The 18965-nt window shown below is 27.1% G+C and carries 16 protein-coding genes; 11 read left to right on the top strand and 5 right to left on the bottom strand.

Going from position 1 to position 18965, the window contains the following annotated elements; genetic code table 11:
• The first annotated feature begins 531 nt into the window (after window positions 1-531).
• From MBFIL_RS06305 to MBFIL_RS11000, 3 genes are all read left to right on the top strand, one after another.
• Window positions 532-1596, top strand: a complete 1065-nt coding sequence (locus MBFIL_RS06305) for a CARDB domain-containing protein (protein WP_066972663.1) — start codon at window positions 532-534, stop codon at window positions 1594-1596.
• Window positions 1597-1972: 376 nt separating this feature from the next.
• A complete protein-coding gene (locus MBFIL_RS06300; RefSeq protein ID WP_169805512.1) occupies window positions 1973-3157 on the top strand; it encodes an ATP-binding protein in 1185 nt (394 codons plus the stop codon).
• The gene (locus MBFIL_RS11000; protein WP_084266328.1) at window positions 3115-3564 is read left to right on the top strand and encodes a PD-(D/E)XK nuclease domain-containing protein; all 450 of its coding nucleotides are present in this window, start codon (window positions 3115-3117) and stop codon (window positions 3562-3564) included. Before MBFIL_RS06300 ends, MBFIL_RS11000 begins: the two co-directional genes overlap by 43 nt.
• Window positions 3565-3662: 98 nt before the next feature.
• Here MBFIL_RS11000 and MBFIL_RS06295 read toward each other — a convergent pair whose 3' ends face one another.
• Complete coding sequence (locus MBFIL_RS06295; protein ID WP_066972661.1) at window positions 3663-4508, bottom strand: (Fe-S)-binding protein; 846 nt, start codon at window positions 4506-4508, stop codon at window positions 3663-3665.
• 528 nt (window positions 4509-5036) lie between these two features.
• Here MBFIL_RS06295 and MBFIL_RS06290 point away from each other — a divergent pair.
• The 8 genes from MBFIL_RS06290 to MBFIL_RS06255 all read left to right on the top strand — a co-directional run bounded on the left by MBFIL_RS06290 (window position 5037) and on the right by MBFIL_RS06255 (window position 13708).
• Entirely contained in the window at window positions 5037-6986 is a 1950-nt protein-coding gene (locus tag MBFIL_RS06290; RefSeq protein ID WP_066972659.1) for a CARDB domain-containing protein, read from the top strand.
• A 343-nt stretch (window positions 6987-7329) separates the two neighbouring features.
• Window positions 7330-8142 carry a class I SAM-dependent methyltransferase gene (locus MBFIL_RS06285; RefSeq protein WP_066972656.1) on the top strand — a complete coding sequence of 271 codons (813 nt, stop codon included), beginning with the start codon at window positions 7330-7332 and terminating at the stop codon, window positions 8140-8142.
• A 189-nt stretch (window positions 8143-8331) separates the two neighbouring features.
• Window positions 8332-9423, top strand: a complete 1092-nt coding sequence (locus MBFIL_RS06280; protein WP_084266327.1) for an ABC transporter substrate-binding protein — start codon at window positions 8332-8334, stop codon at window positions 9421-9423.
• Window positions 9424-9522: 99 nt separating this feature from the next.
• On the top strand, window positions 9523-10542 hold the full coding sequence (locus MBFIL_RS06275; protein WP_066972653.1) for a FecCD family ABC transporter permease: 1020 nt from the start codon (window positions 9523-9525) through the stop codon (window positions 10540-10542).
• A gap of 353 nt (window positions 10543-10895) precedes the next feature.
• Window positions 10896-11663 carry an ABC transporter ATP-binding protein gene (locus MBFIL_RS06270; RefSeq protein ID WP_066972647.1) on the top strand — a complete coding sequence of 256 codons (768 nt, stop codon included), beginning with the start codon at window positions 10896-10898 and terminating at the stop codon, window positions 11661-11663.
• Between the two features lie 59 nt (window positions 11664-11722).
• Complete coding sequence (locus MBFIL_RS06265; RefSeq protein WP_066972637.1) at window positions 11723-12445, top strand: DUF2162 family putative transporter; 723 nt, start codon at window positions 11723-11725, stop codon at window positions 12443-12445.
• A gap of 191 nt (window positions 12446-12636) precedes the next feature.
• Window positions 12637-13275: a MotA/TolQ/ExbB proton channel family protein gene (locus tag MBFIL_RS06260; protein ID WP_066972627.1), complete on the top strand. Its 639-nt coding sequence runs from the start codon at window positions 12637-12639 to the stop codon at window positions 13273-13275.
• Between the two features lie 91 nt (window positions 13276-13366).
• Entirely contained in the window at window positions 13367-13708 is a 342-nt protein-coding gene (locus MBFIL_RS06255) for a DUF2149 domain-containing protein (RefSeq protein ID WP_066972621.1), read from the top strand.
• 226 nt (window positions 13709-13934) lie between these two features.
• On the opposite strand, the gene hemA is transcribed toward MBFIL_RS06255, so the two are convergent.
• From hemA to atwA, 4 genes are all read right to left on the bottom strand, one after another.
• Window positions 13935-15152, bottom strand: a complete 1218-nt coding sequence (gene hemA, locus MBFIL_RS06250; RefSeq protein ID WP_066972618.1) for a glutamyl-tRNA reductase — start codon at window positions 15150-15152, stop codon at window positions 13935-13937.
• A gap of 21 nt (window positions 15153-15173) precedes the next feature.
• On the bottom strand, window positions 15174-15803 hold the full coding sequence (locus MBFIL_RS06245) for a precorrin-2 dehydrogenase/sirohydrochlorin ferrochelatase family protein (protein WP_066972614.1): 630 nt from the start codon (window positions 15801-15803) through the stop codon (window positions 15174-15176).
• A 79-nt stretch (window positions 15804-15882) separates the two neighbouring features.
• Window positions 15883-16365 (bottom strand): methanogenesis marker 9 domain-containing protein, encoded by a 483-nt coding sequence (locus tag MBFIL_RS06240; protein WP_066972611.1) that lies wholly within the window; start codon window positions 16363-16365, stop codon window positions 15883-15885.
• 236 nt (window positions 16366-16601) lie between these two features.
• Window positions 16602-18197 carry a methyl coenzyme M reductase system, component A2 gene (gene atwA, locus MBFIL_RS06235; protein ID WP_066972609.1) on the bottom strand — a complete coding sequence of 532 codons (1596 nt, stop codon included), beginning with the start codon at window positions 18195-18197 and terminating at the stop codon, window positions 16602-16604.
• Between the last annotated feature and the right edge of the window lie 768 nt (window positions 18198-18965).

Here is an 18965-nt window from a genome sequence, read left to right as displayed (position 1 = left end):
TTAAGTTGTATGCTTACTATATTATTATTGTCAGTGATTAATTGGTTATTGAACATATTAATTAATCTACTGACCATTATTAATAAATATTACTATTTAATTCTCTCTAATAAACTCTTACTAATCATTGCAAGTGTAAAAATCATTGTATAGATTGTTATGCTCTTATTTTTTTTAATTTTAGATTTAAAAATTTTTTTTCACAGGAGGTTTTTAGACAATAATTAAACATGTAAATAGTATTTATTAACATGAATACTAAAACATTGAAAAATAAAATGACAAGAGGTAAAATTTTGACACAAACCAAATGTTACAATTACTAACAATATTATTGATGGTTTTGGAAGAAATGGAATAAATGCTTACCAAAGCTTTGATAATAACCTATCTGTTATAAATAATACTATTAAGAATTGTCTTAATAAAAATGATGATGATTATGGAATATTCTATACTGCGCACCATGGTGAAGGAGAACATCAGGAAGGTTTTTTTATTAACAACACTATATCCAATGTTACAACAGGTATGACTTTAGGATCAGTTACAATCACTCTTATAAATAATACTTTTGATTCATTAGATTTAGCTATTAAATATTCTACTATCACAACTTTTTCAGAAAATATTAATAGTACCTTTATTAAATGTGTAAGGTCTGGTTTTGAGGACCCTGCTAAAATTAATATTGTTACAAATGTTTCAGCTAACTATGTTGAAAAAGGAGGAACTGTTATTTTCACTATAAATATTATTAACGATGGTGGTCTTGTAGGAAAAGATATTTTAGTTAATAATATTCTGCCAAAAGGATTTACTATTCTTTCCAGTTCTATAACAGAAGGAAATTTAGTTGATAATTTAGGAGTTATTGATTCATTAGGAGTTAAAGGATCAATATTTTTAGTACTTGTTGGGAAATCTACAGATGGAGGTACCTATCAGTTTCAACCATTTGTTTTATATGAGGATGGTATTAACATAAACCCAAAATCCACCAATTCTTTGCCTAAATCTATAGTTGTTGAGCCAATTGATGTTAAAATCTCTATTTTAGCACCTACTGCTGTTTTAGGGAGTGTTAGTAAATTTACCATAACTCTTAAAGATAAAAACAGTGTGAAAATAGCTAATGAAAAACTTCAAGTGACTATTAATGGTAAAACTCGCACATTAACTACAAATTCTAATGGAATAGTTACTACAACTGATAATCTTAAAAAAGGGAAATACAATATTAATGTGAAGTTACCAGCAACAAACAACTATAAACAATCTTCAGCAAATATTTCTCACAAGGTCACTGCACCAGATTTGAAGATTCTTAAAATTAAAAAGTCTGGAAATGATTATAAAGTTACAATTAATAATATAGGGGACACTATTTCAAAAGTTACTAAAGTTAAAATAGCATATTTGAATAAATATAAAATAGCTAATGTTAAAGCTATTAAAGCAGGTAAATCAGTAACCGTAACTGTAAAGTTCTTTAAATATAATATTCATAAAAAATACAAAAAAACTGCAACAGTTAACTATGATAAGCTATTTAAAGAACCAAGTTATACGAATAATATTAAACGGTTTAAATAGGTTTAAATAGCTATTTAATCTACCTATACTATTTTTTATTATTTCTATTTTTTCTCATTTTATAGCTATTTAAATCCAGATTTCCAGTAAAAAATCAATTTATATTCTGATTTAAAGCTATTATAGTCAATGAGTTAATTTTTTTGCAAAAAGGAATATTAAGGAATATTAATATAATTTACTGTTAGATTAATAACAAATTTGAAAACATAATTCTATTAGTAAACATTAGTAAACTGAATATCTTGAAAAAATAGTAAAAAATATTAATAATAAACAACATATAATATTTTATTGAACTAAAAATAATAGCTAATGTTTTTTATCATGATTGAAATAGCTATTAATCTAATAAATAATAGGGAGGTGAATAAGTTTGAGAAAGTTATCTTTAGGACGCCAAGATTTTAAAACAATACGAGAAAATAACTATATATATGTTGATAAAACTAAACACATCTATGAAATGATAAAGAACTCAGATGTAAATTTTTTATCTCGCCCAAGACGATTTGGGAAATCATTACTTTTAAACACATTAAAAGAACTTTTTAGAGGAAATAAGAATTTATTTGAGGATCTTTATATTTATGATACATGGGATTGGAATGTGAAATATCCTGTAATATATTTGGATCTAAGTGTTAACAGTAGTAGTAGTAATGAGTTAAAAGATTCCTTAAATGATTTATTAAATAGGATAGCTAGAGAATTTTCAGTACAATTATACAGTAAAACTTTAAAAGCTAGATTTGAAGATTTAATCATCGAAATTCATAATAAATACCATCAAAAAGTAGTAATTTTGATAGATGAGTATGATAATCCTATTATTGACAATATAAAGAATCTTAAACTTGCAGAAGATAATCGTGATATTTTGCACGATTTTTATAGAACTTTAAAAACAATGGATGAACATATACGGTTTATTTTTTTAACAGGTGTTTCTAAGTTTGCTAACGTATCAATATTCTCTGCACTAAACAATCCTACAGATATTACTTTAGATAAGAACTTTGCAACAATCTGTGGCTATACTCAGGAAGAATTGGAAAGATATTTCGGTGAATATATATCTAAATTAGCTAAAAACTTATCATTTTCTTATGATGAGATTTTAGAGAAAATCAAGTATTGGTATGATGGTTATAGTTGGGATGGTGAAAATAGTGTATACAATCCTCAGTCAACTATGGTAGCATTCAATCGCTTAAAGTTCAATAATTATTGGTTTAAAACAGGAACACCAAGATTTTTAATCGACTTTATGAAATTATATGATACTCAACCAATCCTTGAACCAGTCATCACTGATGAAAGCTCATTTGACAGCTTTGATATTGAAGATATAAGTGAAATAGGCTTATTATTCCAAACAGGATATTTAACAGTGAAAAAACTACAATTGATAGATGAAGAAGAAGAATACACATTAGCTATTCCAAACAATGAAGTTAAAAACTCAACTTTAAAGCACCTTCTAAATATCTACACAAAATACCCAGATTATGATTTATTCCGTTTAATAAAAGAAATGAAAAACAATTATTTAATTTAGATGGCGTTCCATTAGAGAATAACTTCAAAAAACTACTTGCAAACATACCCTACCATTTACACATCCAAGACGAACACTACTACCACTCACTACTTCTAACATGGCTACAACTTTTAGGATTCTATATAAAAGCTGAAGATAACACAAACAAAGGCAGAATAGACGCAGTACTCACAGAAAAAAACACAGTAATAATAGCTGAATTTAAATACTCAAAACTAAAAGAAATCAAAGACAATGAATGGATACCAGTTAAAACACCACAACAACTATTGAAAGAGGCTAAAGATCAAATACATAAAAAAGAATACTATCAAAAATATCATGGAAAGAAAATCATACTACTACAAGCAGCATTCGCAACAAAAGATGTGAAAACACATTTAGAATTACTAGATAGCTATTAAAAAAGGATAATTCTCAATTTATTAACAATAAATCCTAAAAATAAAACTATTTAAAATATAATAGCTATTTAATCAATTTTAAAACTACCTAAAACTACTTAAACCTTACTTTTCAATCTAAGAAGAGGATTAATTCTTTCGCATGGAACTCCTGTTTGACATAAACCACAGCCTGATCCAGACTCACCGATTCCTCCTCGAGAAATAGCTAAGTTCATTGCATCTTCACCATATCCTTGTTCATGACATTTAAGCTTATCAATGCCATTTTCTGGAGATATTGCATTAATGGGGCATCTTTTTACACATGACTGGCATTTGCCATCTACAAAATATAAACAGTTTGATAGATGATTTTTACTTGTTCTTTCATCTGATTCTAATTCCAGATCTGTTATAACTGAGATTAATCTATTAGCTATTCCTTTTTCTGTGATGAATCCTTGATTTAAACTAAATGTACCTAAACCTGCAACATATGCTATATGGCGTTCAGACCAGTTTGAATACAAATCAGTATTTTGATAAGTAGTGAACCATTTAGTATTTCCTGGAGAAATTCCTTTAAACCCTTTTTTATTCAATAAATCTATTAAATAGCTAGCAACTTTATAAGGAGCACCATAACTTCTCATCAGTGTCCATTTTAGCGAAGGAATGGCTTTTTCTTTCCTATTACTTTTAATTATCTCTTCACTAATTGGTAGTGATATAGATATTACTGATCCTTTATTAAAGCTATTTTCTCCAAATTCTTTTTCATATGCTTCTTTTGGAGTTAAATGTTCTTTTCCAATTATATTTTTATATTTCTCAAATAATGGATTCTCTGCAGACGCTATTTTAACTAAAGGTTCTTCAAAGCATATATCTGAAAACTCATGCTTGTTAAATTCATCAGTTAGCACGAATTCTTTTATACTTTTTATTAAAAAATCTTTCATCATAATCTCCTTAATATCTATCATACTCTCATATAACAATAATAATAATAATAATAATAATAATCAAGTTGTTAAAATAGGCATAATAGGGCATAATAGTCACTATACTTATTATTACTATTATTATTACTATTATTCATATAAAGTAATATATTAATTAATGATAATATTTATTTTATTTCAATAAACATGTTTACTTTTTTAAATATTCTACTATTTAATCAAATAGCTATTTTTTTAAATCCATAAATTATTTATATGACTTTTAGTAAAAATCGAACTACAAGAATATTCAGTTTGATTATACTAATTTTATTAACACTTAAATTAATTTAAAAATTTTTTATTCTTAAAAACTTTAAATAAATAGCTTAATCATAAATTTCATGATTAAATTAATGTTATTAGATTTCATATAGATTTTAATCTAAATCAAAACATAAAATATTTGATCATATATTGTAATTTAGAATAATATTAATTATAATTAATATTAATTATTAATGGAGAAACTATGGGTGATAATTTATGAAATATAAATCAAGCATACTTATATTCGCACTTTTCATAACAATGGTTCTTTGTGCTTCAACATCTTATGCAGCAGAATCAAAAGTAGTTGCTGCTAATGCTACAAATGATGAGATTCAGTCTATTATTGATGGTGCTGTAGATGGAGATACTATTGCTTTTGAAGGTAATGAGTATAATGTAAAGTTGGTAGTAACTAATAAAGCATTATCTTTCACTGGTAACTCAAATAAGACTAAATTAAATGCAGTAAATTATAAACCTGTGTTTGAATTCGTTGAAACTAATGGAAGCTCTTTTTCTAATTTTACTTTTAATTCAGAAAGTAATTTAAGTGGCACTTATTTAATATATGGGAATAATGTTAAAAATTTAAAAATTACAAATAACATATTTAATGGAACTAATGTTCAATTAAATTTATATAATCCAGTAAACTGTACAATCACTGATAATCTTTTTGAAAACAGTACAGGTAATTCTTTAGAATTGGTTCGTGATAAATCTGCTGCTTATGGATTATATGGTAATAATACCATAACTAACAATATTTTTAGAAACCATAAGGATGTTATTAGACTCAGAACTGAGAATACTACTGTTGCAAATAATATTATAGATAATTTTACAGGAATTCCAGATATCGATATGGCGAGCATGGCAGAAGGATCTATTGCTATATACTTTGATTTAGAATATGCTGATGGTGTCATATATAATAATACTATAACAAATGGTGATATTGGTATAAAACATAAAGATAAATATTCTCAAGGAACAGTTAAACCAAGTAAAATCTATGGTAATGTTTTTTCTAATTTAACTATTATGTGTATTGAATATGCTAATGCTGATCATCTATACCATAACAATAAATTTGTTTCAATGAATGTATCTTTCAAGGTTAGTAAGAGTACAAGTGCAAATACAGTTAAAGATCTTATGGTTAATAATTCATATTCTGATGTAAATTATGATATTGTTGATTCTAATAGTATTCCATATAATTTAAAACCAGCAGTGATTAAATTAGAATCTAAGATTTCAAATAATACTGTTTTTAAAGGGTCAACTGTAATTTACAATCTTAAGATTTCTAATATTGGGGATTTTAAAGCAGAAGAGATTTTAGCTATTATTAAAATACCAGAAGGATTTAAAACTAACTCAAGTAGTGTTTCACAAGATATTTTTAGTAATAATATGTGGTATGTGGGATCATTAGATCCTAATGGTTATGCTAATTTACAATTAGTTCTTGAAGCTATTGCTATTGGAAAACAAACTCTAAGTGTAAATACTAGTTATGATGATGGTAAAAATGATTCTGAATATCAAAATGCAAATATTTCTAATGTATCTGTAAATGTGGAACTATTAGGTACTACAATTACATTATCTGCGCCTACTAAATTATTAGGTGCTACAAGTGTAATTACTGCCACTCTTAAAGATAATAATGGTAAATTATTGATTAATCAAACAGTAACTGTAACTATCAATGGTAGAATTTATAGTATAATCACTAATTCTAAAGGAATAGCTATTGTACATGTTAAAAATCTTAAAAAAGGATCATATACTGTTAATGCAGCTTTCACAGGAACTGCTGATTTGAAATCATCTAATGCTAAAAAAATTACCCATAAGGTTACTGCCCCTGATTTAAAAATTGTTAATGTTAAAAAATATAAAAACACATATAAAATCACAATCCAAAACATTGGCGATGCTAAATCAAAATCTACAGAACTTAAATTAGCTTACAAAAATAAATCTAAAACTGTTTCAGTCAAATCTATAAAAGTAGGTAAATCATTAACAGTATCAATAAACTTTTTCAAATACTTAACTCACAAAAAATACAAAAAAACTGCAACTATAAATCCAAAGGAATCATTTAAAGAATCAAATTACAAAAATAATATCAAAAAATTAATTAAGTAATAAGTAAATAAATCTTTACTTAATATTTTTTTATAAAAATAAAAATAAAAATAATTATAATTGTATAACTATTCTATTTAACCTTTATTTAATTCTGTTTAACTTATTTTTAAAAATATCTATGTAAACAAATGCATTAATTTTAATAGCTATTTTATTTTATTATCATGCTTTTTAAGATTCGTTGTATTATTTTCATGTTATTATCTATTCTTTGAGCTGTTCTATAATAGCTATTTTTCTATTTTTATTTATTAGAATAAATAGACACATTTATATATTTTAACTTCTAAAATTATGTTATGCAGATTGTTTCACTTAGTGAATATTAAGAGATGATTTCATGGGCAGTGTTAATTGGGAAAAGGCGTGGCAGGATAAAATTGAATTAGAGTCTAGAAGCAATGCTTTTTGGACTAAATTCACACCTAAAGAACATTCTAATAAAATATCTATTCATGATGAATTTCATAGTAAATTAATTGATAAGCTAATTTTAGATGAAAATGACAGAGTATTAGATTTAGGTTGTGGTTCAGGCACTATAACTGTATTAATATCTAAATTAGTAAATAGGGTAACTGCTGTGGATATGTCTGATATAATGCTTAATAATCTTAAAAATAGTATTTCTCTTGAAAACATTGATAATATAAACATATTGAATTCAGATATTGAAGATATCTCTATAGATCTAGTTGATTCTCACGATGTGGTTTTAGCTTCACGTTCACTTATGGGAGTCTATGATATTAAAAATACTTTATTGAATATAAATGAAATAGCTAAAAAATATGTTTTTATTGTTATTTTTGGGAGAAAAAATTGGGGTTTAGAGAAAAAATTCTTTAAAACTGTAGGCAGACATTATCCTGACTTTCCTCCTTATGATTATTTGTTTAATTTATTAATAAGTCTTAAAATTTATCCAAATATTGAAAACTTTAATTTAAGTTGTAGTAGACAATATGATGATATTGATGATGCATTTAATCGAATGAAATGGAGAAAAGATTTATTAACTCCAGAGGAGATTACTAAAATCAAACCATTTCTTGAAAAACATCTTATTAAAAATGAAAATACTGGAAAATTAGAGAGTAATTTAGATAAATCAGATATAATATTGATGTGGTGGAAAAAAGAGACTATTTAATTATATTTATTTATTAATATCTTATATTTAGCTGTTATTTAGCTATTAATTTCTATTAATTTAGCTATTATATTTATTTAGTACATTCAACATAGTTTAGTCTATTAATGTATATCTGGTTTAATGTATATCTATTTTAATGTATATCTGGTTTAATGTATATTTGAATTGTATATTGGGGAGTTAACTGTGAAAAAAGTAAATATGGGGATTATTTTAATTGTTCTTCTTGTGTTGGTATCTAGTGTGGCGTATTTCACATTAGATGGCTCAAATATAAGTTCTGGAGATATAACTGTTACAGATATGGTTGATAGAGTTGTTACAATTCCTAAGTCTCCTGATACTATTGTATCCACATCATCACCACTTACTACAATTATATATATGTTGGCTCCAGATAAATTAAGTGCTTTAAGTTCTGCTTGGGACAATGGAACTAAATTTGTTCCAGATAAGTACAGAAATATGACTGCTGTTGGAGCATGGCATGGTAAAAAAGGTACAGGTAATGATGAAGCATTATTATCTTTAAAACCAGACATAATTATTGATAGTCCTCGTGTTAGGCAAGGTTCTGTAATACAAAGTGATTTACAACTTATCATTGATAAATTTTCTCCAATACCTATTGTGGCTGTTCCTGAAACTGCAAACTTAACTAATGTAATTCCAACTTATGAATTTTTGGGAAAACTGTTAAATGAAGAAGAAAATGCAAATAAACTTAAAAATACTTTACAATCCTATTTAGATTTAGGTGCTAAAACTAAAGAAGCAAGTAAAAGTAAACCTAAAAATGTTTATTATGCCCAAGGTACTGATGGTTTAACAACATCTCCTTCAGGTTCAGAACATGCACAAATCTTAGACATTATTGGTGCATGTAATGTAGCAAACATTACAGGAGAAACACAAATACAAGTGTCTCAAGTGTCAATAGAACAGGTTATTAAATGGAATCCTGAAATCATAATAACTATTGATGAAAATTTCTATGATGGTATTTATAACAGCCCTGAGTGGGCAAGTATAACTGCTGTTAAGAACAAACAAGTTTATTTAGTTCCAACAGACCCCTATAATTGGTTTGACATGCCTCCAGGAGCTAACACAGTTATAGGTATTCCATGGACTTTAAAAGTTGTTTATCCTGAATATAATAAAGATTGGAACTTAAAAGATGAAGTTAGGGAGTTCTATCATAATTTCTATCATTATGATTTATCAGATGGTGAACTAACTTCTTTATTAACTAAATCTGGATTAAAAAGTTTTTAAATTTAATTTAGACACTGAATTGAAAATTTAAGAAAATCAAAGATTTTCTAACATTGAAAATCTTCGATTTATATTATTTTAATTAATTGGAGTTATTTTATGAATTTTAATCATGGTGAGTTTAATAAAGGAATTTATTCATTGTTCTTTATATTTCCAGTGATCCTATTTTTTGCATCTTTTTTAATTGGTAGATATCCTGTATCACCTGGCGATGTTATTTTTACTTTATTGTCACTTATTAATCCTGATTTAGCTGTTTCTGAAACTGTTAGTACTGTGGTTTTTAATATAAGGTTGCCTAGAATTATTGCTGCAATGGTAGTTGGAGCAGCACTTGCAACAGTTGGAGCAACATTTCAAGGAATTTTCAAAAATCCATTGGTTTCACCAGATATATTGGGTGTTTCCAGTGGAGCTGGTTTTGGAGCAGCTTTAGCTATTTTAGCTAACCTTGGATCATATTTTATACAGGCTTCAGCTTTTGTTTTTGGGCTTTTATCAGTTTTTATAACTTACAGTATCTCAAAAGTTTATAAGTATAGTGGAATTTTAGTTTTAGTTCTATCAGGAATGGCAGTTTCATCATTTTTTGGTTCATTAATATCTTCTACTAAATATTTGGCAGATCCTAATAATAAGTTACCTGAGATAACTTTTTGGCTTATGGGAAGCTTATCATCAATCAATGTACACTCATTGCTCCCAGTTTTAATCCCAATAATAAGTGGATTAATCATTCTTTTTATACTCCGATGGAGATTGAATATTTTAGCTATGGGGGATGAGGAAGCTCAAGCCATGGGAATTAACACGTCTAAACTTAGATTATTTTTAATAATCATTTCAACATTAATAACTGCAGCAGCAGTATCTATATCTGGGATAATTGGATGGATAGGACTTATTGTTCCTCATATGAGTAGAATACTAACTGGTCCTGATAACACGACCCTTATTCCTGCAAGCATGAGTTTTGGAGCGTCATTTTTACTTTTAATGGATAATATAGCTAGAGTAACCTTTACTGTGGAAATTCCAATAGGAATATTAACTGCACTTATTGGAGCACCATTATTCTTAGTGCTACTTAAGAAAGGTTATAGTGATTGGAAATAGGTTGCTTAATGAATGAGTAAATAAAGTTTAGGTAGTATAATAATTTTATTAATTAATATTCTATTAATAATTCTATTAATAATAATTTTATTAATACTTCCATTAATAATCCTATTAATAGTGAATTTTAAAATTAATAAAAGCATTCATTATGTTTAAAATGCTTAAATTTTGGAATAAATTTTGGAATAGCTTTTGTTCAAACTTTTTTCAAAAGTTTGTTTCAAATTAATAAAAGCATTTCTTATGTTTTGAATGCTTAAATTTTGGAATAACTTTTGTTCAAACTTTTTTCAAAAGTTTGTTTCAAATTAATAATACTTAATTCATAATATTTAATTAGTTGTGATTTTATGAAAATTATTGAAATGAAAGATGGATCTGGATCCTACTTTGATAATATGATATTTGAGAATATAAGTTTCAAATTAGAAAGAGGGGATGTTTTTTCAATATTAGGACCAAATGGTATAGGTAAAACAACTTTACTAAAAACTTTACTTGGAATTAAAGAATTAAACCATGGAGAGCTATTAATTAAAGGAGAAAATATAACTGATCTTACTTCAAAGGAAATTTCAAAAGTTATGGCATACGTACCTCAAAATCATTATACTACTTTCCCTTTTAAAGTAATTGATGTTGTTTTAATGGGAAGATCTCCTCATATAAGTTTAACAGAAACACCAGAGGAAAAAGATATTAAAATATCTGAAAAAGCATTAAAGGATATGAATATTCATCATCTTCGGGATAAGGAATATAATAATTTATCTGGTGGTGAGATTCAGTTGGTATTTTTAGCAAGAGCTTTAGCTCAAAAATCAGAAGTTTTGGTTCTTGATGAACCAACATCTCACTTGGATTTTGGAAATCAATTAAGATTACTTGAAACAATTAAAAAATTAGCAAAAAAGGATTTAGCTATTATAATGTCTTCACATTATCCAGATCATTCATTTATTTCATCAAATAAAGTAGCTATTATGCAAAACAAGACTTTCATTGATATGGGTCCTCCTGATCTTGTTGTAAATGAAGAAAATCTTAAAAAGGCTTATGATTTAGATATTTCTATTGTTGAGCTTGAAAAAGGTCGTAAGGTTTGTGTAAGTTACTAACTAAGCACAGACTAGTGTATATTTTAATGTTTAGATTGTTTCAATGGAGGGGATAAAAAATGAGTATTGACTATAGATTGCTGGAACTTATAGTAATTGTATTGTTTTTCTCATGGATAATAGCTATGGCTTTAAAACAATATTTTAATAAAGATAAGTATCAATCTATTATGATAGCTATTTATTTTAGTTTGTTACTATTATTTTCAGTTTTCCTTTCAAATTTTAATGAAGAAATTGTTGTAAAGATTATAAATGATAATTTATTTTTTGTAATGACTGTAATTAGTATGGTGTTTATCTTTACTGGGTTTAAATTTATTCAGGAATTTAAAATAGCTTCTGTAAATAGTTCTGGTAAAAATAAGATTATAAATAGAATGGCTCTTCCATTAATTTTTGTTTGTGGATATCTTGGGATTTTTATTAATATTCTTCATGTTGCTCCAATTTTATGGATTTCTTCATTGGAATTAGGATTTGTCTCAATATTATCTTCATTGTTACTAATAATAGCTATTTATTTAATTTTAAATCATTTTGTAAATCTTTCAAATGAGCTATACAATGGAATAGTTGGATTTTTAATCATAATTTCAGGATTATATTTATTGTTCTATTATCTATTTATTCCTAATCTTAAAATAGCTTTATCTGGTTCTTTAAGCTCTATAACTATAGTAAGTCCTGATATTTTAGCTTCTGTTGCTTTAACTGTTGTAATAGCTATTGTATTTGGATTCTTTATTAAAAAATATAAAAAATTTAAAAATTTCTTTTAAAGTTAACATATTTAATACGCTGATTTCGCAAAATAGAAAATTTTGCAAAATCTCATCATATGAAGTTAAATCGATTTTTATAGATTAGAACGGATTTTGAAAAAATTTTTCATTTTTCGAAATCAACATCTAAAAAATCATTTTAACTTGAATACTTATTTAAATTGGAAAAATAATAAGAAGGTGTTTACATGGATATTATTGGAAGTACTTATTTAACTACTGTTATGCATGCAATCTCTCAAGCTATATTGATACCAGTTATCATAATACTTTTAATATTTGTAGTTTTTGCATTGATTAGTGTAGGTGGATTTATATCAGAATATACATCTCGTAAAAAGTTGAGTTTAAAAAATATTAAATCAATTATAAGAAAACTTAATAATTCAAATAGCTATGATGAAATGAAAGATATTGTAAATAATAGTGATATCAAAGAGGGTTATAAAGTAGCTATTCGCGAAATAATTGATAACCATGAGTTTGGAGATGAAACAAGAAAAGCAATAGCTAGTAGAATTCTTGAAGAAGAAGAATTAAAAATGGAGAAAATTGTTGAAAAAACAGATGCTGTTGTTCGAATTGGTCCTACAATGGGACTTATGGGAACGTTAATTCCAATGGGTCCAGGTCTTGCAGCATTAGGTGCAGGAGATATCAACACATTGGCTCAAGCTATTGTAATAGCTTTTGACACAACAGTTTTAGGTTTATCTTCTTCAGCAGTCTGTTATGTCATATCAAAACTTAGAAAACGTTGGTATAGTGAAGATTTATCTAATTTTGAAGTTTTTATTAATTCAACATTAGATATTCTTGAAAAATAGTTAGAATAGCTAATGATTAGGTGAAAAATAAATAATAATATTAAGTAGTAATAAATTATTAAGTTGTAATAAATAATAGTGAAGGATTAAAATGCCAATTAAAAGAAAAAAAAGAGTTTTAAACAAAGATTCAGATGAGGATCCTTTATCTGGAATGGCTAACTTAACTGATGCAATGTTAGTTTTAGCCGTAGGGTTCTTAATATTCGCTGTTATGGCCATGAGTGCTACAGGATCTGTTTCAAGCTCAGATTCTCAAAATAGTAATAGTTTATCTGATACTATTAAGGAAGCAGTAGATGTTCAAACAGGAAAAGACTATAATGGTTCAGCTAAAGTTGAAAACGGTGAATCTGCAGGAATGGAGAATGTGGGGACGGTTTATAAAGATCCAGATTCTGGAAAATTAATTATGGTTCCTCCAGCAGGTTAGTTATTATGGGAGATATACTTGATGATAGAAGGAGGTTGATGTGTCTACTATGATACATTGAATTCTCATTCCTATTTAATTAAAATAAAGAAACATGCTGTATTCTTGATTTATTTATAACAACTATATATTTAATGATCCCTATTTTAAATTATATCGTGATGTTTTGGTAATTGAAAATAGCTATAAGTTATATAAGTTATAATTAAAATAGGTTAATTGCATTTTATTTATTATTTAAAAAAATAGATTTAATCATATTTAATTTATTATGATCTTCTTCTGTAGCAGCATTTTTAATATTTTTTGAAATATCATGAAAAATTTTATTTACAATGGATCTTGATAGATTTTCAATTATTTTTTCTTGATTAATATTATCATTATTTTTATTAAGTTTGTATAAAGCTTTTCGAGTCTCATTTTTCCGAATATCTTCCATTGATAATCGAATATCAGATATTAACCCTTCAAACTCCATAGTTTTAAATGATTTTTTAAGTAATTCAAATTCTTCATCTATTATTTTTGTTGCAGCTTCTACTTCTTTTTGTCGCTTTTCCTTATTTTCTTCAGCTATTCCTCTTAAATCATCAATGTTAAATAAATTAATTCCTATTTCTTTAACTTCTTCGTCTATGTCTCGTGGATTTGCTAAATCTATCATTATGATATTGGCTCTTCTCTCTTTCGGAATTACATTTCCAATTCTTTCTTTGTTAATTATTGTGTGTGGTGATCCTGTAGCACTTATAATAAGGTCTGCTTCTGGAAGATAATTTTTTAAGTCATCTAAAAGAATAGCTTTTCCATTTAATTCATCTGCAAGTCGTTTTGCTCTGTAGTATGTTCGATTCGCTACAAAAATGGCTTTCAAGTCTTTACTAGCTAAAGCTTTTGCAACTAAAGTTCCCATTTTTCCTGCACCAATTACAAGAACATGTTTATTTTCTAGATCTTTAAAATACTGCTGTGCAAGGTCTACTGCAGCTGAACCTATGGAAACAGACCCTCTGTTTATTTTGGTTTTTCCTCTGATAGATTGACCTACATGAATAGCTTTAGTAAAGAGAGTGTCCAAGACTTTTCCACAGTGTCCTTCCTTCACACTTTTTGCTTTAGAGTCTTTTATTTGTCCAAGTATTTGATCTTCTCCAATTATCATAGATTCTAGACCTGAACTGGTTCTAAGTAAATGAATAATAGCTGAGTCTCCACATTCAATAATTAAACTCTTATTTTCATGGTCTAAAAGGTCATGGTCATAATCGCACTGGTCTGTATGGATATAATACTCACTTCTATTACATGTAGCTATTTCAACATAATCTTGGATGCTAAACTCTTCTCTAAACTCATTAAATAACTTTTTCAAATCTGTTGAAACATTTTCCATAGTTTCAATGTCTGCTATTGTATGATCTACTCTGATATTTATTATCAAATACATGACCCCATATTAAAATTAGCTATTTATAATATCTTCAGCATATTTTTTAGCAGTATTTAATTTTCCTTCACTTATTAGTTTTACTATTTCATTGTTGTTAGCTATTTCATAGAGAATTTCTTTTCGTTTTTTCTGTGAATCGATTTTATCTTTTAAAATACTTCTAACATGATCTTGAACTTCTATTTCTAAAATATCTTTTTCACTAATAGCTTTTTCTAATTTTTCCCTTAATTTTTTAGCTACAAGTGGGCTTTTTCCTTGGGTATAAATGGATATTTCGATATCAGCTATTTTAAACTTTGTTGGTACAATAATATTTCCTTTTTCAGGATAATCTGCTCTATTAACTAATTTTTCCATATCTTTGCTTACTTTACCAACATATTCATTTAATTCATTATCTCCACTAGCTATTATTATAATATCTGCCCATTTAACAAGAGTATCAACATCTTCTTTTGACTTTATTGATTTTAGAGTAGCTCCTTTGTCTTTAAGCATATCTGAAATAGTATTTCCTACTATTATGACTTCAGCTCTAGTATCAAGGAATCTTTCAGCTCTTCTGGACCCAACTTCTCCTGATCCAATAATAAGTACTTTTTTATCATTAGTCTTTAAAAATAAAGAAGTCCCTTCCATAATATTAACCTTTATTATTATTTAAAAAAAGAAGTTATTTCCATTTAAATTTATAACAAAATTAGACTTTTTTCTAAAATTAATCTTTTTTTTCAAGATCTTTAAGTTTTAAAAGTTTTGCAGCCATTCGTAAGTCATTATCACTATCATGAAGGACTTTAAGGGCTTCTTCTTTACTTATAGCGAAACTTTCACTTAATGTTGCAGCATAATCTTTTATTGTATCTTCACTGTCTCCAAGAAGTTTTTCAGATAATTCTTTCTTTAATGTCAGGTATTCGTTTTCATCCATTCCAATGTTTCGCATTACCATGTCTCTTAATGGGCATGGCTTTGAAGTTTTACAACACCAAACCATAGAACCAAAACATGTTCCAGCTCCTTCTCCAAGTCGAGTGTTTTTACCAAATTCTTCTTTAATCTTTATATATTCCTGTGGTGATATTTTAGTATCTTCAAGTGCATGTAATATTGGACAAGGCTTAACTGGTGGACAGCAGAATGATAATGCTCTCACGTCGCCTCCTCTACATACATGTGATGGTGCATCGTCCCATGCCATTATATTCTTCCTCCTAATTGAAAAATGATTTGTGATAATATTTAACACTGATTTCGAAAAAATAAAAAATTTTTTTAAAATCCTTTTTTTTAGTACTGATTTCGAAAAAATGAAAAATTTTTTTAAAATCCTTTTTTTTAGCTATCGAAACTGATTTAGGAGCCTAGGGATTTTGCAAAATTTTCTATTTTGCGAAATCAGTGTTTAAATATTTAAACTTTCTTTTATTTAAATAGTTATTCTTTATTTAACATCTCTTTTTTTTCATCTAATGTTAGTTCATTAACTATTTCTTCAGGTTTACCTTCTTTTAATAGTTCGCCGTTTCTCATTAATGCAGTTCTATCACAGACATCTAATACAAAGTCCATGTCATGGGATATAATAATGAATGTTTGATCTAATTCATCTCTTGCTTTGAGTATTGAATCTGTAACTTGGACTCTTGTAATGGGGTCCATTGTTCCAGTTGGTTCATCTAGTATTATGATGTTTGGTTCTTTGATTAATACTTGTGCAATAGCTACTCTGTGTTTTTCACCAACACTTAATTTATCTGGTGTTTTATCAAGAATTTGGGCTGCATAGTCGTTATCAAAACCAACAGCATTTAAAACATAGATAGCTTTCATTTTACCAAATTCTGCAGGTAAATCTAAGCTTATAGCATCAGTTAAGTTTCCAAGAACAGTTCTGTGAGGGTATAAAGAGTATTCTTGGTGAAGTAAGCCTATGTATGGTAGAATTCTACCTCTTCCATGAGGGCCTGATTTTTTCATGTCTATCCATTCATCTCCAAGTTTCGCATCAATTGTACCGCTACTTGGTTCAGTTAAACCTACAAGCATTCTACTCAAAGTGGTTTTTCCAGATCCACTAAGTCCTACTATTCCAAAAATTTCTCCTTTGTTTATTGTTAGACTTATCCCATTCACAGCTTTCACTACTCCTCTGTCAATGGAATAATAGTGTTTTTTAATGTCTTTTACTTCTATTATTGGTTCTCCTATTACGTGATCACCTGTTTTTTGTGGAAGGGGAACTGTTTCAAGGAAGTTATTTACAACTTTATCTGCAGATCCTTGTTCTACTACTTTTCCTCTTTCAAGCCAAATCACTTCATCCGCAAGTAAATTCATTACTTCTGGCCAGTGTGAGGTTATAACCATTGTTGTTCCTTTTTCTTTAACTCCTTCAATAAGTGTTTCGTGGATATATTCTGCTGTTTGAGGATCCAATGTACCAGTTGGTTCATCTGCTAAAAATAGTGTTGGATTTTTAGCTATTTGTCTTGCAAGAACTACTCTTTGTTTTTCTCCTCCACTTAAATCACGAGCAATATGGGTTACTCTATGGCTCATATGAACCATTTCTAACAGGTCAATTGCTTCGTAGAGATTCTCTTCAAAATCTCCTTCAGGAAGTGCTTGCATCACATTTTCGATAACTGTTTCTTCGTCATATAATGCAAAATTCCTCTGTAGCATTATTGAAATGCGTTTTCTAATAGCTGCAAATATTTTACGGTCACAGTTCCAGAAGTCAGCTGATTCTGATTCGTAATTTCCTCCACATTCACATTGTTCTCCAACTTTTGAAGGTCCTTCAACCCTTAAACATTTTTTACAAATAGCTATATTATATATAACTTTTCCACTGTCTGGTCTGTACTCTGGAGTTCCACGTAACATGTGTATTAGTGTAGATTTCCCAGAACCACTCCGCCCTAAAATTCCAAGGATGTTTCCTTCTTTAATTTCAATATTTAAGTCTTTCAGGACTTCTATTCCATCAAAGCTTTTGTTTATATTTTCAAGAATTATAAAAGTCATTATTATTGCCTTGTTGATTTAATTATGTGATTTAATCAGATTAATTATTATAATTGCTTTTTATTTAAATTTAAATATTTTTATCAGTAATTTATAATTGTTTGCTACACTGTTATTTATTTAATTTATATATTATTAATTTATCTAAAATTTTTATTTTAATCATATTTTTAAATTAAAAATAATACTAAATTTAATAATAATATTATCAACAATACTAAATTTAATAATAATATTATTAATAATAGTAAATTTAATAATAATATTAATAAAATAATTTTAGTAATAATAATTTTAATACTAAGATTATTATTATATAATTGTATTATTGTTAAGGAGATCTTCCATAATTCATTGATTAGTTAATTGATACTTATTGGCTTATATTATGATGATGAAGTAATATTAAGTTAAAATAAGGATTATTATTTAGTTTATTGGGTTTTAAGTGATTTATGTTTGTTGATTGTTTTTTAGTAAAGTTTAATACTCTTTGTGTTGAAATATGATTTCATGCACTAATGACTTTAATAATCTTTTTTTTATTAAGTTTTTGTGCATTTATTATGAAATTTGTATTAATAAATTAGTGCTTTTGTATGAATTATGTTTTGATAAATGGCATACTGACTAAGGGATAATTATTTAGACATGTATGGTTTTATACTATGTTTATTTATGTTTTTTCTAGTATATTGTGTCTTTTAGATTTCTTGTTCGTATTGTATTGTATATTGCATTTCTGATGTTTATTTCATTAGTTGCAGC

The sequence above is a fragment of the Methanobrevibacter filiformis genome (assembly GCF_001639265.1).
GTDB lineage: Archaea > Methanobacteriota > Methanobacteria > Methanobacteriales > Methanobacteriaceae > Methanacia > Methanacia filiformis.
The sequence above is the reverse complement of the archived record's forward strand: the minus strand, read 5'-3'. Positions and strand labels throughout refer to the sequence as shown.

Excerpts from the sequence above, each read along its gene's own strand:
- atwA (WP_066972609.1), bottom strand. The coding sequence starts at position 18,197 with ATGACTTTTATAATTCTTGAAAATATAAACAAAAGCTTTGATGGAATA.
- MBFIL_RS06255 (WP_066972621.1), top strand. The coding sequence starts at position 13,367 with ATGCCAATTAAAAGAAAAAAAAGAGTTTTAAACAAAGATTCAGATGAG.
- MBFIL_RS06265 (WP_066972637.1), top strand. The coding sequence starts at position 11,723 with ATGAGTATTGACTATAGATTGCTGGAACTTATAGTAATTGTATTGTTT.
- MBFIL_RS06295 (WP_066972661.1), bottom strand. The coding sequence starts at position 4,508 with ATGAAAGATTTTTTAATAAAAAGTATAAAAGAATTCGTGCTAACTGAT.
- MBFIL_RS06260 (WP_066972627.1), top strand. The coding sequence starts at position 12,637 with ATGGATATTATTGGAAGTACTTATTTAACTACTGTTATGCATGCAATC.
- MBFIL_RS06240 (WP_066972611.1), bottom strand. The coding sequence starts at position 16,365 with ATGGCATGGGACGATGCACCATCACATGTATGTAGAGGAGGCGACGTG.
- MBFIL_RS06305 (WP_066972663.1), top strand. The coding sequence starts at position 532 with ATGACTTTAGGATCAGTTACAATCACTCTTATAAATAATACTTTTGAT.
- MBFIL_RS06290 (WP_066972659.1), top strand. The coding sequence starts at position 5,037 with ATGAAATATAAATCAAGCATACTTATATTCGCACTTTTCATAACAATG.
- MBFIL_RS06275 (WP_066972653.1), top strand. The coding sequence starts at position 9,523 with ATGAATTTTAATCATGGTGAGTTTAATAAAGGAATTTATTCATTGTTC.
- MBFIL_RS06285 (WP_066972656.1), top strand. The coding sequence starts at position 7,330 with ATGGGCAGTGTTAATTGGGAAAAGGCGTGGCAGGATAAAATTGAATTA.
- MBFIL_RS06270 (WP_066972647.1), top strand. The coding sequence starts at position 10,896 with ATGAAAATTATTGAAATGAAAGATGGATCTGGATCCTACTTTGATAAT.
- MBFIL_RS06245 (WP_066972614.1), bottom strand. The coding sequence starts at position 15,803 with ATGGAAGGGACTTCTTTATTTTTAAAGACTAATGATAAAAAAGTACTT.